The sequence below is a fragment of the Ruegeria sp. BG8 genome (genome assembly GCF_056538325.1).
In genome coordinates this window covers 485150-502897 of the sequence record NZ_JBQFSZ010000001.1, presented here as the reverse complement: position 1 = coordinate 502897, position 17748 = coordinate 485150, and the positions used below count along the sequence as shown (strand labels likewise).

General features: G+C 56.3%; 14 protein-coding genes. 10 read left to right on the top strand and 4 right to left on the bottom strand.

What is annotated here, in order from left to right; all coding sequences use genetic code 11:
- Positions 1-65: 65 nt before the first annotated feature.
- Complete coding sequence (locus ACR0DG_RS02525; RefSeq protein ID WP_480693998.1) at positions 66-1337, top strand: MFS transporter; 1272 nt, start codon at positions 66-68, stop codon at positions 1335-1337.
- 109 nt (positions 1338-1446) lie between these two features.
- A complete protein-coding gene (locus tag ACR0DG_RS02520) occupies positions 1447-2022 on the top strand; it encodes a DUF924 family protein (RefSeq protein WP_480693996.1) in 576 nt (191 codons plus the stop codon).
- Here ACR0DG_RS02520 and ACR0DG_RS02515 read toward each other — a convergent pair.
- Positions 2019-2453 carry a hypothetical protein gene (locus ACR0DG_RS02515; RefSeq protein WP_480693994.1) on the bottom strand — a complete coding sequence of 145 codons (435 nt, stop codon included), beginning with the start codon at positions 2451-2453 and terminating at the stop codon, positions 2019-2021. The two genes, ACR0DG_RS02520 and ACR0DG_RS02515, sit on opposite strands and share 4 nt — an antisense overlap.
- Positions 2454-2670: 217 nt before the next feature.
- On the opposite strand from ACR0DG_RS02515, the gene lpdA reads away from it, so the two are divergent.
- Positions 2671-4065 carry a dihydrolipoyl dehydrogenase gene (gene lpdA / locus ACR0DG_RS02510; RefSeq protein ID WP_480693992.1) on the top strand — a complete coding sequence of 465 codons (1395 nt, stop codon included), beginning with the start codon at positions 2671-2673 and terminating at the stop codon, positions 4063-4065.
- Between the two features lie 135 nt (positions 4066-4200).
- On the opposite strand, the gene ACR0DG_RS02505 is transcribed toward lpdA, so the two are convergent.
- Positions 4201-5586: a M20/M25/M40 family metallo-hydrolase gene (locus ACR0DG_RS02505; RefSeq protein WP_480693990.1), complete on the bottom strand. Its 1386-nt coding sequence runs from the start codon at positions 5584-5586 to the stop codon at positions 4201-4203.
- Positions 5587-5918: 332 nt separating this feature from the next.
- On the opposite strand from ACR0DG_RS02505, the gene hemA reads away from it, so the two are divergent.
- From hemA to ACR0DG_RS02485, 4 genes are all read left to right on the top strand, one after another.
- Entirely contained in the window at positions 5919-7142 is a 1224-nt protein-coding gene (gene hemA / locus ACR0DG_RS02500; protein ID WP_480693988.1) for a 5-aminolevulinate synthase, read from the top strand.
- Positions 7143-7268: 126 nt separating this feature from the next.
- The gene (locus tag ACR0DG_RS02495) at positions 7269-8483 is read left to right on the top strand and encodes a helix-turn-helix domain-containing protein (RefSeq protein ID WP_480693986.1); all 1215 of its coding nucleotides are present in this window, start codon (positions 7269-7271) and stop codon (positions 8481-8483) included.
- 71 nt (positions 8484-8554) lie between these two features.
- Positions 8555-9676 (top strand): flavodoxin-dependent (E)-4-hydroxy-3-methylbut-2-enyl-diphosphate synthase, encoded by a 1122-nt coding sequence (ispG, locus tag ACR0DG_RS02490; protein WP_480693984.1) that lies wholly within the window; start codon positions 8555-8557, stop codon positions 9674-9676.
- Positions 9677-9798: 122 nt separating this feature from the next.
- Complete coding sequence (locus ACR0DG_RS02485; protein ID WP_480693982.1) at positions 9799-10521, top strand: DUF1194 domain-containing protein; 723 nt, start codon at positions 9799-9801, stop codon at positions 10519-10521.
- A gap of 57 nt (positions 10522-10578) precedes the next feature.
- Here the strand turns inward: ACR0DG_RS02485 and ACR0DG_RS02480 are convergent, their stop codons facing one another.
- Entirely contained in the window at positions 10579-11337 is a 759-nt protein-coding gene (locus ACR0DG_RS02480) for a DsbA family protein (RefSeq protein ID WP_480693980.1), read from the bottom strand.
- Positions 11334-12716 carry a M48 family metalloprotease gene (locus ACR0DG_RS02475; RefSeq protein WP_480693978.1) on the bottom strand — a complete coding sequence of 461 codons (1383 nt, stop codon included), beginning with the start codon at positions 12714-12716 and terminating at the stop codon, positions 11334-11336. The genes ACR0DG_RS02480 and ACR0DG_RS02475 overlap by 4 nt, the downstream gene beginning before the upstream one ends.
- Between ACR0DG_RS02475 and ACR0DG_RS02470 the strand changes: the two genes are divergently transcribed.
- From ACR0DG_RS02470 to ACR0DG_RS02460, 3 genes are all read left to right on the top strand, one after another.
- Complete coding sequence (locus ACR0DG_RS02470) at positions 12715-13878, top strand: pyridoxal phosphate-dependent aminotransferase (protein WP_480693976.1); 1164 nt, start codon at positions 12715-12717, stop codon at positions 13876-13878. The two genes, ACR0DG_RS02475 and ACR0DG_RS02470, sit on opposite strands and share 2 nt — an antisense overlap.
- 66 nt (positions 13879-13944) lie before the next feature.
- On the top strand, positions 13945-15162 hold the full coding sequence (locus ACR0DG_RS02465; RefSeq protein WP_480693974.1) for an N-acetylmuramoyl-L-alanine amidase: 1218 nt from the start codon (positions 13945-13947) through the stop codon (positions 15160-15162).
- Positions 15163-15257: 95 nt separating this feature from the next.
- A complete protein-coding gene (locus tag ACR0DG_RS02460; protein WP_480693972.1) occupies positions 15258-17747 on the top strand; it encodes a penicillin-binding protein 1A in 2490 nt (829 codons plus the stop codon).
- Position 17748 lies beyond the last annotated feature (1 nt).

Genomic DNA, 17748 nt, shown 5'->3' with positions numbered 1-17748 from the left:
ACGACCAGAGACGTTTTTCATAGCAAAACGATTCCAGACTTAGTTGGCATTATTCGGAGGCCGCGATGATTCAGGTCCTTTCCAGCGCATGGGCGCTTCTTCTTGGTATGGGCCTGTTGATGGTGGGCAACGGGCTGCAAGGCACCATCCTCGGCGTCCGTGGCGAGATTGAGGGGTTTACCACCCTTCAGATGTCTTTTGTGATGTCAGCTTATTTTGTCGGGTTTCTCGGGGGATCTCGTCTGGCGCCCGAAATGATCCGCCGGGTCGGTCACGTTCGCGTCTTTGCGGCGCTCGCCTCGTTCATATCGGCCGTCATGATCATGTATCCACTGTTGACGGATCACGTCGCGTGGTTTCTTGGCCGAGTGATTATCGGGTTCTGTTTTTCGGGAGTGTATGTCACCGCTGAAAGCTGGTTGAACAACGCAGCCAGCAATGAAAACCGGGGTCAGGCGCTTTCGCTTTATATGATCGTGCAAATGATCGGCATCATCACCGCTCAGGGGTTGGTCTTGATCGGCGACCCGTCTGGATACGAGACGTTCGTCATCGCCTCGATCCTGGTTTCGGTCTCATTTGCGCCAATTCTGTTGTCAATTTCGCCGACACCCGCATTTGATACGACCAAACCCATGACGCTGCGCGAACTGATGGGGAAATCTCCACTGGGATGTGTCGGCATGTTTTTGTTGGGTGGCGTCTTTTCAGCTCAGTTCGGCATGGCTGCGGTCTATGGCGCGCAAGCTGGGCTGACACTGGTTGAAATCTCGACCTTCGTTGCGGCTTTTTACGTGGGTGCGGTCGTGCTGCAATACCCGTTGGGGTGGTTCTCGGACCGCATGGATCGCCGTCTGTTGATAATGATCGTAGCCCTGACTGGGGCGGGTGGTGCGATTACCGGCATGCTTTTTGGCATGGCCTTTCCGTTCCTGCTGCTTTCCGCGTTTATTATTGGCGGGATGTCGAACCCGCTTTATTCCTTGCTGATCGCACATGCGAACGACTTCCTTGATCACGAAGATATGGCAGCTGCGTCCGGCGGTTTGGTATTCATCAACGGGCTGGGCGCAATCGCGGGCCCGGTGATCACTGGCTGGCTGATGGGTGACGCCGTGTTTGGCCCACCGGGTTTTTTCCTGATCATCGCCGCACTTTTGGTGGCCACCGCATTGTACGCCATGTACCGCATGACACAGCGCGCAGCGATCCCGGTCGACGAAACCGGCACCATGTCTCCGCTGTATCCAACGGCCTCGCCGGTGGCGTTCGAAGTTGCGCAAGAGGTCGCCATCGAAGCGGCCGAGGCCGAGCACGATACGCAGGATGTTGCCTAACACACAGATTTATGTCGCATATGTTGCAATATGTTACTGTCACAAATCTGTAAAACGGCCTTTAATGACGTTACGTCCCTGGGGAGGCGAACATACGGAGTTAAGGGCAATGACAGGGCCTGAAGACGTACTGAGTTTTTGGTTGGATGACGTTGGTCCCAAGGGTTGGTATTTGCAGGATGACGCACTGGATGCTGAAATCCGCGAAAAGTTCCTGACCACTTGGGAAGCAGCGAACGAAGGCAAGTTTTCCCTATGGTTGACATACCCAAGCGGGGCCTTGGCGTACATAATCCTGATGGACCAGTTCCCGCGCAACATGTTCCGCGACAGCGCCAAGGCGTTTTCATCGGATCGCGCGGCGCTGTCGGCAGCTAAATGTGCGGTCGACAAAGGATGGGATCTTAAGATCGACGAACCGGCGCGGCAGTTCTTTTATCTGCCGATGATGCACTCGGAAAACCTGTGCGACCAGGAACGTTGTGTGCGTCTGATGTGCCAGAACCTCAGCGCGAACTCGAGCAACCTTTTGCACGCCCGCGCTCATCGAGAAGTTATCCGACAGTTCGGCCGGTTTCCCTACCGCAACGAAGCGTTGGCGCGCCCGATGACCGAACCCGAAGCCGCCTATGTCAGCACAGGCGGGTACGGAACGACGGTGCGAGAGTTGCAGGCGGCAGGTTAACCTGCCGGCACGCAACCTCGAATGGCAATAACACGGTCGACGATCACGTCGGCCGATGTTTCTACCGCTAGATTAATAAGCTCCTCCGGCGCCTCCGTGATCTCGGATATGCGCGTTTGGGTATTCTGCAGCTTTTGCTCCAACTGATCCAATTTGTTCAATGCGTCTGCAACACGTTGGGCGGTTGCACTGTCGGCGGTGACGTCGCTGAATGAGATCGAAGCAAGATCACTGCGCAAAGCGGTCAGTTCTCCGCGCACCCCCTGAACTTCAGTTCTGAGCGGGGCGACAATTTCCACTTTTTCGGCGAATGTTTGGGTGACGTCCTCAACTGTGGAGGCAAGTTTCCACCCAAGAAATAGGCATAAGGCAACAAGGATCAGGGTGGCATTCAGCATCGCAAGTAAAAGATCGGTAAGTGTTCTGGCCATGGTAAGCCTTTCTATTTCTTAAGGATAAAACGGAGGTTTAATCGGACGGTTTCCTCTGTTCTAGCTATTGCGGGCGTCGCGGTATAGGCTGAAAACCGCGCGTCACACGCGGATTGACCCTGCGTCGCTTTTGTCGCGGGGCAACCGTATTGATGCGTTGGCAGAATTAGTTTAATGGTAAACTAATTTCTAAATCGACCTGCGCCGAGAGGGAAACATGGCTGCACAATCTTTTGATCTGATCGTAATTGGCGCCGGTCCCGGCGGCTATGTCGCGGCTATCCGGGCTGCTCAACTTGGGCTGAAAACAGTCGTGGTCGAGCGTGAGCATCTGGGCGGTATCTGCTTGAACTGGGGCTGTATCCCCACAAAGGCGATGCTTCGGTCCTCCGAAGTCTTTCACCTGATGGAGCGTGCCAAGGATTTCGGCCTGAAGGCGGATAAGATCGGGTATGACCTCGACGCGGTGGTAAAGCGCTCGCGCGGGGTTGCCGGGCAACTGTCCGGTGGTATCGGGCACCTGCTGAAGAAAAACAAAGTGTCAGTAGTGATGGGCGAGGCGACAATTACCGCCAAAGGCAAGGTGTCTGTCAAAACCGAAAAGGGTACCGAAGAGCTGAGCGCCAAGAATATCGTATTGGCGACAGGCGCGCGCGCGCGCGAGCTTCCGGGGCTGGAGGCTGACGGTGATCTGGTTTGGACCTACAAGCATGCCCTGCAACCGCCACGTATGCCGAAGAAACTACTGGTGATCGGTTCCGGCGCTATCGGCATCGAATTCGCCAGTTTCTACAACACGCTTGGTGCAGACACGACAGTCGTCGAGGTGATGGATCGCGTGTTGCCTGTCGAAGATGCTGAAATCAGTGCATTCGCCAAGAAAGCGTTCACCAAGCAGGGTATGACCATCATGGAAAAGGCGATGGTCAAGCAGCTGGATCGCTCCAAAGGTAAAGTCACGGCGCATATCGAAGTGAAGGGTAAAGTTGAAAAACACGACTTTGATACTGTCATTTCGGCCGTCGGTATCGTGGGCAATGTCGAAAACCTCGGGTTAGAGGCCCTAGGGGTCAAAATCGATCGTACGCATGTCATAACGGACGAATTCTGTCGGACTGGCGTCGAAGGTCTTTACGCGATCGGCGACATCGCCGGCGCACCTTGGTTGGCGCACAAGGCCAGCCACGAGGGCGTCATGGTCGCAGATCTTATCGCAGGAAAGCACGCGCATCCCGTCAAGCCAGAAAGCATCGCTGGTTGTACTTACTGCCATCCGCAAGTTGCGTCGGTGGGCTATACCGAGGCCAAGGCGAAAGAGCTGGGCTATGACATCAAAGTCGGTCGCTTCCCATTCATAGGTAACGGTAAGGCCATTGCCTTGGGCGAGCCCGAGGGGATGATCAAAACGGTATTCGATGCCAAGACCGGTGAATTGCTGGGTGCGCATATGATCGGTGCGGAAGTGACCGAAATGATCCAGGGATATGTGGTAGGCCGTCAGTTGGAGACCACGGAAGAAGATCTGATGAACACAGTCTTCCCGCACCCAACTTTGTCAGAGATGATGCACGAAAGCGTACTGGACGCATATGACCGGGTTATCCATATGTGATCCGGTGGGTGGGGGCTCTGCCCCCGCCGCCCTGCGGGCGACTCCCCCGGGATATATATAGCCAGATGAAGCAGGGGATCCGTACTTCATCTGGCCGAAAATATCCCGGAGCGCGAGGCAGAGCCTCGCAAAAGTTCACTTTGTCAAAGCATCCAGAATGCGGACCCAGGACCGGATGCCTTTGTGAAAGCTATTCACGTCGTATTTTTCGTTGGGCGAGTGAATGGCGTCATCTTCATTCGCAAAGCCAACCAACATGGAATCCAGTCCGAGTTCTGTGTTGAAATACCCCACAACCGGAATTGATCCACCCATGCCAGTGAAAACGGCCTCCCGGTTCCACTCATCCGACAGTGCATTGCGGGCAGCTTCAAACTCGGGCCGGTCGATATTCATGACGGAAGCAGGTGAGCCTTCGAGATCATTGTCCCATTCGACTGTGGCATCAGGCGAAAGTTGTTGTTCAACGTGTTTGCGGATTTTGTCCCGTAAAGTATCCGGATCCATGTCACCCACCAGACGGCAGGTTATTTTACAGTTCGCGCGCGATGGGATCACCGTTTTGGAGCCGGCTCCGTTATAGCCCCCCCAAAGGCCGTTCACTTCCAGCGTGGGTCGGGCCCATTGTTGCTCCAGTGTTGAATATGCTTTTTCGCCGTGCGGCTGCGAGTACCCAACAGAGTTCAGGTAATCGGTTTCGTCGAACCCGCAATTTTGCCATTGGCGCAGCTGATCTGCTGGTACCTCGTGAACACCTTCATAAAATCCGTCTACAGCAACCCGACCGGTTTGATCGTCGTAGAAAGAAGAGACGATTTTGGACAATTCTCTGAGAGGGTTCAGGCCCGGTCCGCCGTAGTGGCCCGAATGGAGGTCGATGCGCGGGCCTATTACAGTGAATTCATCCTTGAGCATACCGCGCAGCTGCGACGCAATAGACGGAACGCCCCGTGAAACCATCGACGTGTCGCACACCAGTGCCAGGTCCGCTTTCAATTCGGCCGCATTTTCACGCAGGAACGGAACTAATGAAGGAGAGCCGGATTCTTCTTCGCCCTCAAAGAAAAACGTGATGCGACAGGGTAGCGTGCCATGAACGGCTTTCCAGGCGCGGCAAGCTTCGACAAATGTCATGAGCTGCCCCTTATCGTCTGACGACCCGCGTCCGCGAATGACTGGTCCGTTGTCTGTATCTTCGATCGCCGGATCAAACGGGGGGCGGTCCCAAAGCTCCAGCGGATCTACAGGTTGGACGTCATAATGCCCGTAGAAAAGCACATGCGGTGCGTCACTGTCTTCACCGATATGGCCGACGACCATCGGGTGCCCGGTGGTCTTACGCTTTTCTGCCTGAACGCCGATGCTCTGCAGGTCTGAAACAAGCCAATCTGCAGCTTGGGACACTTGCTCGTTGTAGGCGGGGTCAGTGGAAATCGATGGGATACGCAGCAACTCCATCAGACGGTCAATTGAGGTTTGAAGATCCGCATCTACGCGACTCAGAACAGCGTCCAGCGTCATTGGTAAGCTCCTGACAAGTGAATATTTGGCGCGACCCTATCAGGGCGGCCCGTGTCGTCCAGCCCGTAGCGGCCGCAAACTGGTATATTATCGGAAACACGAGCGAAAAAATGTCGAACCCCTGCGTCGTTTCCTCGCGTCTATTGTGCGTAAGTTTACTTGTCGGGTGGGGTGCGACGGGATATTTGATGCAAATCAAATTAGCATCCCCAGACTCGCTTATATGTTAAGAGCACTTGGGAACGATCGGCGCCAAGGCAGAGAGACCTGTCAAAAACGCTGTGAAAGACGTTCGGTCAATGCGGATTGGTCGGGCATGTAAGGAGAGACCGGTGGACTATACTGCTCAGCTCGATAAAGCGATTGCCAGGCTGCATGACGAAGGACGCTACCGGACCTTCATTGATATTGAACGTCGTAACGGACATTTCCCGCACGCTGTTCGCACGCGTCCTGACGGATCGCAGCAGAACATTACCGTTTGGTGCGGCAACGACTATCTGGGCATGGGCCAAAACCCGGTGGTTTTGAACGCAATGCACGAGGCCGTTGACGCGGCAGGCGCGGGTTCAGGTGGAACGCGCAACATCTCGGGCACCACGGTCTATCATAAGCAGCTCGAAGCGGAACTGGCAGATCTGCACGGTAAAGAGGCCGCGTTGCTGTTCACTTCGGCCTATATTGCCAATGATGCAACATTAAGCACACTGCCCAAATTGTTCCCGGGCCTCATTATTTATTCCGACGCGCTGAATCACGCATCGATGATCGAAGGCGTGCGCCGCAACGGTGGAGCAAAGCGTATCTTCCGGCACAATGACGTGGCGCATCTGCGCGAGCTGTTGGAAGCAGATGATCCGGCTGCACCCAAACTGATCGCCTTCGAGTCGGTTTACTCGATGGACGGAGATTTTGGTCCGATTGAGGAAATCTGTGATCTGGCGGATGAATTCGGCGCGCTCACCTATATCGACGAGGTGCACGCGGTCGGCATGTACGGCCCGCGTGGGGGCGGTGTGACTGAACGTGATCACTTGGCGCATCGCATTGACATCATCAATGGAACCCTTGCCAAAGCATTTGGCGTGATGGGTGGTTACATCGCGGCAAGCGCGAAAATGTGTGATGCAGTAAGGTCTTATGCGCCGGGGTTCATCTTTACCACATCCTTGCCACCTGCTGTGGCCGCTGGGGCGGCTGCGTCAGTCGCGTATCTGAAAGAGGCGACTGAGCTGCGTGAGCAGCATCAAACACAGGCTAAAGTTCTGAAGCTACGCCTGAAAGGATTGGGTCTGCCGCTGATTGATCACGGTAGCCACATTGTGCCTGTGATTGTCGGTAACCCGGTGCACACCAAAAAGCTGAGCGACATGCTGTTGGACGACTTCGGAATCTATGTTCAGCCGATCAATTTCCCCACCGTTCCACGCGGAACTGAGCGTTTGCGCTTTACCCCGTCGCCGGTTCATGGCCCGGATGAGGTGAATCGACTGGTGCAAGCCATGGACGAACTTTGGTCACATTGTGCGCTAAATCGCGCCGAACTTGCAGGTTAACCTCACGCCAAAGTGTGCAACGCGTTCATAGCGTGTTAGGCTTAAGCTAACAAAAGTAGCAGACGAATCGTTAATATTGATTCGTCTCTTGCGTGAAACACGCGTAGGCAGAATGGGGCAGCAGGGATGATTGGGCGCAGATCTCAGCGCGATTCCGAAGACGACACCGACGTCCGGCCTAAGGGCTTTGACGATTACGAGGTGCGACTTGGCGACAGGATGCGCGGTGAACGTGCGACGATGGGCAAGTCTCTTCTGGATGTTCAGCGTGAACTGCGTATCAAGGCCAACTACATTGCCGCCATAGAGGATGCTGATCCGGACGCGTTCGATACTCCGGGCTTTATTGCAGGCTACGTTCGCTCTTATGCGCGTTATCTGGGCATGAACCCAGACGAAACCTTCGCCGAGTTCTGCGCTGAAAGCGGGTTCGAAGTGGCCCACGGCATGTCTGCCGAAGCCTCGGTTGTTCGCAAACCGACAGGCGGTTTGCCCGCGCGCGGCCCGATGGGGCGCGATCCGTTTACCTCGCCAAATACACCTTACATTCCCGGGCGCGAGTCGATCGTCAGCCAGATTGAACCTCGTGCGATCGGGTCCTCTCTGGTTTTGCTGACAGTGATTTGCGGCATTGGTTATGGCGGTTGGGCTGTGTTGAACAAGATTCAGCAGGTACAGGTCAGCCCTGTGGAACAGGCTCCGGTCGTGTTGTCCGATCTGGACCCGCTGGATGCAGCACGCAGCGCCGTAAGCGATGACGATGTTGCTGCGGTCGACGCGCCAACTGTCGAAGCGTTGGACCGGCTATATCGACCTCAGGCCTTAGACGTACCGGTTCTGGTGGCGCGTGATGCGCCGATCTCGACCCTTGATCCGCGTCGGGTCGGAACTTTCCAACCGCCCGAGCCCCCAAAGATCGAGGTGGCTGAGGTACACACCGTCGAACGCCCCGTCCTGCCTCAAGTAGTCGAGCAACTGGACACCACGCTTAAGATCGTAGCAGTGAATCCGTCGTGGATGCGCGTGACGGCGGCTGATGGCAGTGTCATCTTCGAAGGAACGCTAGGGACTGTTGAACAAGGCAACACCTTTGAGGTGCCTTTGACAGAAGAACCGCCGCAGCTACGGGCAGGGGCCTCGGGCTCGGTATATTTCTCGATGAATGGTGAGCATTTTGGCCCTGTTGGCGCGCCGGGAACCGTGGCCAAAGGGGTCGTTCTGTCCAAAGACGCGGTTGCCGAGCGGTACGAGGTAGCCGACCTTGAGGCCGAACAGAACAGCGCGCTCAAACAATTGGTTGCTGAACTGCAGGCGCAGGAAGTCAACAGCGAAGCCGAGTGATCTTACCATTGCGATACATGGGCAGGCGGACTATCTAAAAGCGCAACTCAGGTAGTCTTGGACCCGTCCCCATGTCCCTTAATCACGTTCGCCCGTGGCGTAACATCTATCGCCGCAAATCCCGCCAGATCATGGTCGGTGACGTGCCGATCGGGGGGGATGCACCCATTGCCGTGCAAACGATGACCAACACCCTGACAACCGATGTCGCGGCGACCGTTGCGCAGGTTCAGGCAGCGGCTGAGGCGGGTGCTGATATCGTGCGGGTTTCTGTCCCTGACGAAGCCTCCTCGAAAGCGTTGAAAGAGATTGTGCGCGAAAGCCCGGTCCCAATCGTTGCGGACATTCATTTCCACTATCGTCGCGGTATCGAGGCGGCCGAGGCCGGTGCCGCGTGCCTTCGGATCAATCCCGGCAATATCGGGGATGAAAAGCGCGTCAAAGAAGTGATCAAGGCCGCGCGCGACCATGATTGTTCGATCCGCATTGGGGTCAATGCAGGCAGCCTTGAAAAACACCTTCTGGAAAAATACGCGGAACCATGCCCCGAAGCGATGGTTGAAAGCGGGTTAGAGCATATCCGCATTCTGGAAGATAACGACTTTCACAACTTCAAGATCAGCGTCAAGGCCAGCGACGTGTTCCTGTCGGCAGCCGCCTATCAGGGCATCGCAGAAGCCACGGATGCACCTATCCACTTGGGTATCACCGAAGCGGGTGGGCTCGTCTCGGGCACCATCAAATCGGCGATCGGTCTGGGAAATCTGCTATGGATGGGGATCGGCGACACAATTCGCGTCAGCCTATCCGCAGACCCGGTCGAAGAGGTTAAAGTCGGTTATGAAATCCTGAAGTCACTGGGGCTGCGTCATCGCGGTGTTAACATTATTTCCTGCCCGTCCTGTGCACGGCAGGGCTTTGATGTCATCAAGACCGTCGAGGCGCTAGAACATCGGTTAGAACACATCAAAACCCCTATGAGCTTGTCGATCATCGGCTGCGTGGTGAACGGCCCCGGTGAGGCCCTGATGACGGATGTCGGCTTTACCGGCGGGGGTGCGGGGTCAGGTATGGTTTATCTGGCAGGCAAAGCCAGCCACAAGATGTCGAATGACCAAATGATCGACCACATCGTAGAGCAGGTCGAAAAGAAAGCGGCGGAAATAGAAGCAACTGCCGAAGCGGCTGAGTAAGGCATATTGGCTGCTTGGGCTTGTTGTTGTGGTGGCGCAAAAAAAACCACAGCTCGATCTCGTAGCAACATCAGCTCTGACAAACAGCTTGTTGAACTTGACGCGAACTCACGATCCCAGTGTTGACGGGCCTTAAGCTGCGGGGGCAAGCTTTGGCTATGTTGCGCCGCGCCGTTTTCCTTTTCCTCGCCTTTGTCGTTTCAACTGTTGAGGCTCGATCCTGTGAGTTGGCACTTGCGTTTGCGCTGGATGTTTCAGGCAGTGTCGATGCGGACGAACACCAGCTACAGCGCGAAGGCTTAGCTGTGGCGTTGCTGGACCCCGATGTTGTCACAGTAGTCTCGGCGCAACCTGGCGGCGTTGCCTTTTTGGTTTACGAATGGTCGGACTCTCGCCAGCAAAACCAAATCGCTGCATGGCGGCTTGTTAAGGATGAAATCGGGCTGCGAGCGGTTGCAGCAGATGTCCTTGCTGCCCCCAGAAGTGCGACCGGTGGCACGGGCATCGGCCCCGCCGTGGCATTCGGCGCGCATATGTTTGAGTATGGACCGAAATGCAGGCGGCGGGTGATCGATGTGTCAGGAGACGGAAAACACAACAACGGTTTCCGCCCGCATGTCGCCAGAGAAATGGATGTTATGCAGGGCGTCACCGTCAATGCGTTGGTCATTGAAGGTGCCGATCCCGAAGTGCTGTCCTATTACGTGACGCACGTCATTTCGGGACATGGCGCGTTCGTCGAAATTGCTGCGGGATACGCTGACTATGCCGACGCGCTCAGGCGAAAACTATTGCGCGAGATTCCGATGTCGGTTGCGCGTCAGGATCAGGTTTTGAACGAATAGTCTCACGCGGGCGTGTTGTTGCGGTGGGGTGGCGCAAGATGGGCCACCCCAAAGCGATCAGCCCTGTTCCGAACGGATTACGTCAGCAATCTGCAACATTTGATCGGCAGACAGATAACCGCGCAGCATTTCATTACCCATAACAAATGAGGGCGTTCCAGAAATTTGCATGCGACGCGCCAATTCGCGCGTTTGATTGATCTCATCAGTAACGCGATCGCTGTTCATCGCAGTAAAGATTGCGTCGCTGTCCAAACCCAGACCGTCTGAGATACGGCGCAGTGTGACTTCGGTAGGCTCGCCGCTGAATTCCAGCAGCGCGTCATGTACCTGTTTATACGCATCGTCACCCGCAACGTGCTTGGTCGCTACGGCAAATCGAGAGGATATGACCGATGCGTCCCCCAGGATTGGGAATTCTTTGATGATCAACCGGATATTGCCGTCTTTCGCCAAAAGTTCTGCAACCTCGGGTACCGCACGTCGGCAATAGCCACAGCGGTAGTCCATGAACTCGACCAATGTGATGTCGCCGTCCGGGTTGCCACCAACCCAGCTATAACCATCGTTGAACAGCTCTTCCGCGTTTACGGCGACAAGTTCCTTATCGGCGGCGGCTTCGGCGACTGCGTTGCGCTGCTCAAGAATGTTGATGGCCTCGATGATCACCTCGGGGTTTTCCAAAAGGTACTCTCGGACTTGCGCGCCGAATTGCTCTTTTTCGGCGGCGCTCATGGTGTTGAGGTCCAGTGCCTGTGCAGGCCCGGTGATCAGGGAAAGCCCCAGAAGGGCCGGTGCAGCATGTCTGAGGATCATTTCCGTTTCCTTTTCTTTTTATTCGCTCGTTCTGAGGCAATAAGAACGTCCTGCGCTCTTTGCCAACCGGGTGAACCTTCGGGAAGTTGCCCGATGGCGCGTCTTGCATGAATACCTGCATCAGCCAGCCGGCCTTGCAAGGCATATCTTTCGGCCGTTACCATCGACGCCATACCGTTGTTGCCAGTTTTCGAATACGCAACCCCGAGGTCCTGCATCAATCTGGCATTACGATGGTCTCTGGCACGTGCTTTTTCAAGGGCTTGCAAGGCATTCTTGGTTTGACCGTGTGCCAAAAGCGCACGACCGTACCCCGCAAGGATCAGCGGATTGTTCGGGGCCATGTCAACGGCGCGTCCGTATGCCGCAACGGCATCCTTGATCTGGCGGTTCTCCAGCAAAATCTGCGCTTTCAGTTCCAGGTAATAGGGATCGTCAGGACGAAGGGTCAGCGCCTCATCTATCGCGGCCCGGGCGTTGATCAAGTCACGGTTCTGGTGATAGGCGGCCGCCTCTCGCATCATACGGATATCGCGCGCGTTTTCTTCTTTCGCCCGCTGCATGGTCCAGGCCGGAGATCGTATAAAGGCGGAAAGCTTTCCCTTGACCCGTGCGAACCAATAATCTGCACGTCTGTTATTCGCGGCCTTGTCGCCAAATTCGTCTAAAAATGTTTCCGCTGCGCGCAACCGCTCACGGCTGGTGGGGTGCGAGCGCATATAGGGATCCTGATTGATTTCGCTCAGCAATTCCTGGCCAGCGAACTTTCGATGCAAATCAACCATACCGATCGGGGAAATCCCTGCCGCGCGCAGGTAGCTGGCCGCGCTGCGATCAGCCGCAGATTCTTCGGCCCGGGTATGGCCCAAAAAACTGCGAAGAGACGCCGATGAGGTTCCAGCTGCGATACCAAGCGCGGCTTCTCCACCTCCGGCGGCACCAACAACCAGGGCCAGAGCTGTACCAAGCTGCGCTTTGCGCTGTGCAGCCCTTAGGTTTTCAGATCGTCGTGCGAGGTGTCCATTGGCTATATGTGCGGCCTCATGTGCGATGACGGCTTGCAGCATCTCGGGGTTTTCAACGGTCAGGATCAGGCCGTAGTTCAGGTAGATCGTATTGTGGTCAATGACGAAGGCGTTGAACGTGCTGTCATAGACCACCAGAATTTGTACCCGGTTCGTGTTCAGGCCCGCCGCCCTGAGGATGGGAAAGGCCAGTTCGCGCAGGCCGTATTCTATGTCCGGGTCGCGGATCAGGCTTTGTGCACTGGACTGAACGGTACCTGCAACCCATGTCACCGCCATCAGCAACAGGGCCGGGATTGACGCCAGCCTGGATACACGTTCAAAAGCCATACAAGCAACATGGGAGATGGGCATGCGAAACTCAACCCGGTCCGGGGTCGATCCCTTCATCGTGATGGACGTGATGGAGGCCGCGCGCAAAGCCGAAGAAGCCGGTGAACACATCATTCACATGGAAGTCGGTCAACCCGGTACCGGAGCCCCAAAAGGCGCAACCAAAGCGTTGGCGACAGCAATGCAGCACGGGCCTTTGGGGTATACGGTTGCCTTGGGTTTGCCTGCCTTGCGCCAGCGGATCGCCCAGATGTATGGCGATTGGTACAACGTGGATTTGAACCCGGATCGTGTGGTGATTACGCCGGGGTCTTCTGGTGGGTTCCTTCTGGCGTTCACTGCGCTGTTCGACAGCGGCGATCGCGTTGGGATCGGTGCGCCGGGATACCCGTCGTACCGCCAGATTCTGAAAGCGCTTGGTCTGGTTCCGGTCGACTTGCCGACTGCACCCGAAAACCGTTTGCAACCCGTGGCAGCCGATTTCGCGGGTCTTGATTTACAGGGTTTAATGGTCGCATCCCCTGCCAACCCGACCGGCACAATGCTGGATCGTGCGTCGATGGCTGCATTGATTGACGCAGCCCAAGGGCAGGGCGCATCCTTCATCAGCGATGAGATTTACCACGGGCTCGAGTACGAGGCCAAAGCCGTCACCGCGCTAGAGCTGACAGACGAATGTTATGTCATCAATTCCTTCTCCAAGTATTTTTCGATGACGGGATGGCGCGTCGGTTGGATGGTTGTGCCCGAAGATCAGGTGCGCGTGGTTGAAAGGATCGCTCAGAACATGTTCATTTGCGCGCCGCATGCCAGCCAGGTTGCGGCGTTGGCGGCGATGGAGTGTGATGACGAATTGCAGGCCAATCTGGATGTTTACCGACGAAACCGGGCGCTGATGCTGGAAGGTCTGCCAAAGGCGGGCTTTGCAAACATAGCACCACCGGACGGCGCGTTTTACGTCTACGCTGACGTGTCCGATCTGACCAATGACAGCCGCGCCTTTGCGGCCGAGATTTTGGACAAGGCGGGCGTGGCTGTTACGCCGGGGTTGGATTTTGATCCACAGCGTGGCCACACAACGCTGCGGTTCTCCTATGCCCGTTCAACTGATGATATCGCTGAGGGCCTGAAGCGCTTGGAACGTTTCATGGCCGATCGTCCCAGAATGGCCGTCAAAGCCTAAGGCGTTCACAACACGGCGCTGGTGAGGTAGGCTGCTTTCCAAACGATCTCGGGAAAACTTGAGGCCATGAGCAGGATAATCTTCCCCATAGCGCTTGTATGGGCGCTTGCCAGTGCTGCATTCGCGCATGATTTCAGCGCTTTGGCACGCGTTTTGCCGGACGAAAGCCGCGTAGTCGACGAAGACCGGGCCAAAGTTCGGGTCGAGCTTGGTTTGACACAGGGCGTTCCCTACCGAGTCTTCACTCTCACGGACCCATACCGCGTAGTCCTGGATTTCAAAGAGGTCGACTGGACTGGGTTGATCCATGATGACTTTTTGCGAACGGACCAGATAACGGACGTCCGTTTTGGGGCATACGTCCCTGGGTGGTCCCGCATGGTTTTGGAACTTGGCGCACCTATGACGGTCGACACTGCGGATTTACGCGTTGATCAGGTGACCGGCGCGGCGCGGCTGTCGATCAATCTTAAGAGGGCCGAGCTCGAAAATTTCGCCGCCTCGTCGGGTGCTCCGCGGCAACCGGGTTGGGATTTGCCAGAGCCAACCGTTCTGCCAGCGCAGCCAACTGACGGTCCGCGACCGTTGCGGGTCATGCTGGATCCCGGCCATGGTGGTATCGACCCAGGTGCCGAAGTCGACGGGCTGAACGAAAAAACGCTCATGTTAACCTTTGCACGGGAATTACGTGAGATGCTTTTGCGGGCAGGCGGGTACGAGGTTGTCATGACACGGGTTGATGATCACTTTGTGTCGCTCGAGCGGCGCATCGCCTTGGCGCACCGCGCGGGGGCAGACGTATTTATCTCGTTGCACGCAGATATTCTTTCAGAAGGGCGCGCGCATGGGGCGGCTGTCTATACGCTTTCAGATGACGCCTCGGACGTTGCCAGCCACAAATTGGCCGAGCGTCACGACCGCGGCGACTTGATTTCGGGAATCGACCTGAGCGGGGCTGATGATCAGGTTGCGGATGTGCTGTTGGACATGGCCCGCCAGGAAACAAAGCCGCGCACGGATGCGCTGGCGCAGTCGCTGGCCGATGGAATGACGCAACAAGGGGGGCCGATGAACAGCCACCCGATCCGCACGGCGTCCTTTTCAGTTTTGAAAGCGGCGGATATCCCTTCGGTTTTGATCGAACTTGGGTTCCTGTCCAGCAAACGCGATCTTGAAAACATCAGAAATCCGGACTGGCGTCAGGGCATGGCGCGCGGCATTCGGGACGGCTTGGAAAACTGGCGTCAGGAAGACTTGATCAGGCGATCACTGATTGGTCAGTGACCCGACGGCGCAAAACGGCTAATATAAGCTATCGTGTTTTGACCCCGCGCAGGGGCATAACTATATAGGCGGCACCGCGAGCAAAAGGCAGTAACGTGATCCGTTTCATTCTTTCGATTTTCGGGGCGATCTTCAGCCTCGTCACCTTGGGTTTCTTCATGGCCGCACTGGTGATTGGTGCGATCTTCTGGATGTATGGTCGGGATCTGCCCAGCCATGAATCGCTGGCGCAATATAAGCCGCCTACGATCAGCCGGATTTACTCGGGCGAAGGCCAACTGATTGATGAATTCGCGCAGGAACGCCGCCTGTTCACCCCTTCCGAGGAAATTCCCGATCTGGTGAAACAGGCGTTTATTTCCGCTGAGGACAAGAACTTTTACACCCATCAGGGCTATGACCCGCGTGGTATACTCGCGGCCGGTGTCGAAGCGGTTAAGTCCAAAGGGGAAAACGTCCGTGGTGCATCGACCATCACGCAGCAGGTCATGAAGAATTTCCTTCTGTCCGGGGATCGCCGCGCTGAACGAAAGATCAAAGAGATCATCCTTGCAACACGCCTTGAGGATACGCTGGATAAGGAACAAATTCTCGAACTTTACATGAACGAGATTTTCCTCGGCCAGAACTCTTACGGCGTGACGGCGGCGGCTCAGACCTATTTCAACAAAACCCTGCAAGAGCTGACACCGCACGAAGCGGCCACGCTGGCTGCCATGCCAAAAGCTCCCTCGGACTACCATCCGGTGCGCGAGAAAGAGCGTTTGTTGGCCCGTCGGGACTATGTGCTGCGCGAGATGAATCAGAACGGCTACATCGACAAAGCCACGTATGAGACTGAGGTCGCGCAACCGCTGCGCTCAGTCCAAAATGGCGACTTTGAAAGCTTTCGCACTGCATTACCGCCGCGTGACTACTTTACCGACGAGATACGCCGCCAGTTGAGCGAAGACTTCGGTGAAGGTGAGTTCTTTACGGGTGGCTTCACCGTTCGTGCATCGGTTGACGAAGAAATGCAGGTCGAGGCTGCCAAAGCCCTACGTACCGCGCTACAGAAATATGACCGCTCACGTGGTCGGTGGCGCGGCACGGACGAAGTTATCCCCGAAGAAAAGTTGGCGGATGAGGCCCAGTGGCGCGAGGCGCTGTCGGTTTTGGAAATCCCGCGTGACGTAGTGTTGCCAACGCAATGGTATCCTGCTGTTGTGCTGAAAGTGGCTGATCAGGCTTTGACCGTTGGCGTCGAAGGTGGCCCGGCGGATGGTATCGTTCCGCGCTCGGACATCCAGTGGATGCAGGGGAATTTCTTCGACAATTTCAAACGTGGTGACGTGATACTGGTCATGGCCAGCGAAGACGGGCAGTGGTCTGCGCGTCAGGTACCCGAGGTACAGGGCGGCTTTGTCGCGATGGACGTGAACTCGGGCCGTGTTCTGGCGATGCAGGGTGGGTTTTCGTACCAGGATTCGGTTTTTAACCGGGCCACTCAGGCGCAACGCCAGCCGGGGTCCAGCTTCAAGCCGTTTGTCTATGCGGCGGCGCTGGACAGTGGCTATAGCCCGGCAACCATCGTCGTTGACGCGCCGATTGAGGTCAACACACCGCAGGGTTTGTGGCGGCCCAAGAACTCGTCAAACAAGTTTTATGGCCCCACGCCTTTGAGAACCGGGATTGAGCAATCTCGGAACCTGATGACGATCCGTCTGGCCCAAGAGGTCACGATGCCGGTGGTCGCGGGCTATGCGGAGCGGTTCGGTGTATACGATCGAATGGGCGCGTTTCTGGCCAACTCGCTGGGGTCCGAAGAAACGACCCTGTACAAAATGGTTGCTGCCTACGCCATGTTCGCGAACGGAGGTGAGCGTGTCGAACCTACGCTTGTGGACCGTATTCAGGACCGGTTTGGAAAGACAATCTATCGCCATGATGACCGCCAATGTCTGGACTGTAATTCTGCGTGGCTTGAACCCGACGAGTCGCCCACGATCGAAACCGACCGTTGGCAGGTTATGGACGCGATCACAGCGTATCAGTTGACATCTATGATGAAGGGCGTGGTCGATCGTGGCACAGCTTCGGCCCATGTGAACCTGCCGGTGCCGACTGCTGGCAAGACCGGCACGACCAATGAATCCAAAGACGCATGGTTCATTGGCTTCACGTCCAACATCGTGGCCGGTTGCTATATCGGCTACGACCGTCCGCGCCCGATGGGGCGGGGCGCCTATGGCGGCACGATGTGTGGCCCCGTGTTCCAGAGCTTTATGGAGCATGCGGTTGAGAAATACGGCGGCGGTCCATTTGACGTGCCCGAGGGCGGGCATTTTATCAAGATCGACCGCTTTAGCGGCGCGCGCCTTCCTGCGGATGCGGCCGGTGACTATGTTGTGGCCGAGTATTTCCGTGATGGCGTAGACGGCTTTATCGACCGCGTTTACGACGGTGGTTTTGCGATGGGTTCCGACCTGCCGTTGTTCGAAGAGGTCAACAGTTCGGGTCGTCAGGTCACCACGTCTACCGGAAACACGATCACCGTTGGGCCCAATGCCAGCCAGGGTGAACTGCAGGGCGGCGGGCTTTACTGAC

What these genes read in the sequence shown, in the direction of transcription:
- ACR0DG_RS02495 (WP_480693986.1), top strand. Translation starts at nt 7,269, where the DNA reads ATGATTGGGCGCAGATCTCAGCGCGATTCCGAAGACGACACCGACGTC.
- ACR0DG_RS02520 (WP_480693996.1), top strand. Translation starts at nt 1,447, where the DNA reads ATGACAGGGCCTGAAGACGTACTGAGTTTTTGGTTGGATGACGTTGGT.
- lpdA (WP_480693992.1), top strand. Translation starts at nt 2,671, where the DNA reads ATGGCTGCACAATCTTTTGATCTGATCGTAATTGGCGCCGGTCCCGGC.
- ACR0DG_RS02525 (WP_480693998.1), top strand. Translation starts at nt 66, where the DNA reads ATGATTCAGGTCCTTTCCAGCGCATGGGCGCTTCTTCTTGGTATGGGC.
- ACR0DG_RS02480 (WP_480693980.1), bottom strand. Translation starts at nt 11,337, where the DNA reads ATGATCCTCAGACATGCTGCACCGGCCCTTCTGGGGCTTTCCCTGATC.
- ACR0DG_RS02465 (WP_480693974.1), top strand. Translation starts at nt 13,945, where the DNA reads ATGAGCAGGATAATCTTCCCCATAGCGCTTGTATGGGCGCTTGCCAGT.
- ACR0DG_RS02515 (WP_480693994.1), bottom strand. Translation starts at nt 2,453, where the DNA reads ATGGCCAGAACACTTACCGATCTTTTACTTGCGATGCTGAATGCCACC.
- ispG (WP_480693984.1), top strand. Translation starts at nt 8,555, where the DNA reads ATGTCCCTTAATCACGTTCGCCCGTGGCGTAACATCTATCGCCGCAAA.
- ACR0DG_RS02505 (WP_480693990.1), bottom strand. Translation starts at nt 5,586, where the DNA reads ATGACGCTGGACGCTGTTCTGAGTCGCGTAGATGCGGATCTTCAAACC.
- ACR0DG_RS02470 (WP_480693976.1), top strand. Translation starts at nt 12,715, where the DNA reads ATGCGAAACTCAACCCGGTCCGGGGTCGATCCCTTCATCGTGATGGAC.
- ACR0DG_RS02475 (WP_480693978.1), bottom strand. Translation starts at nt 12,716, where the DNA reads ATGCCCATCTCCCATGTTGCTTGTATGGCTTTTGAACGTGTATCCAGG.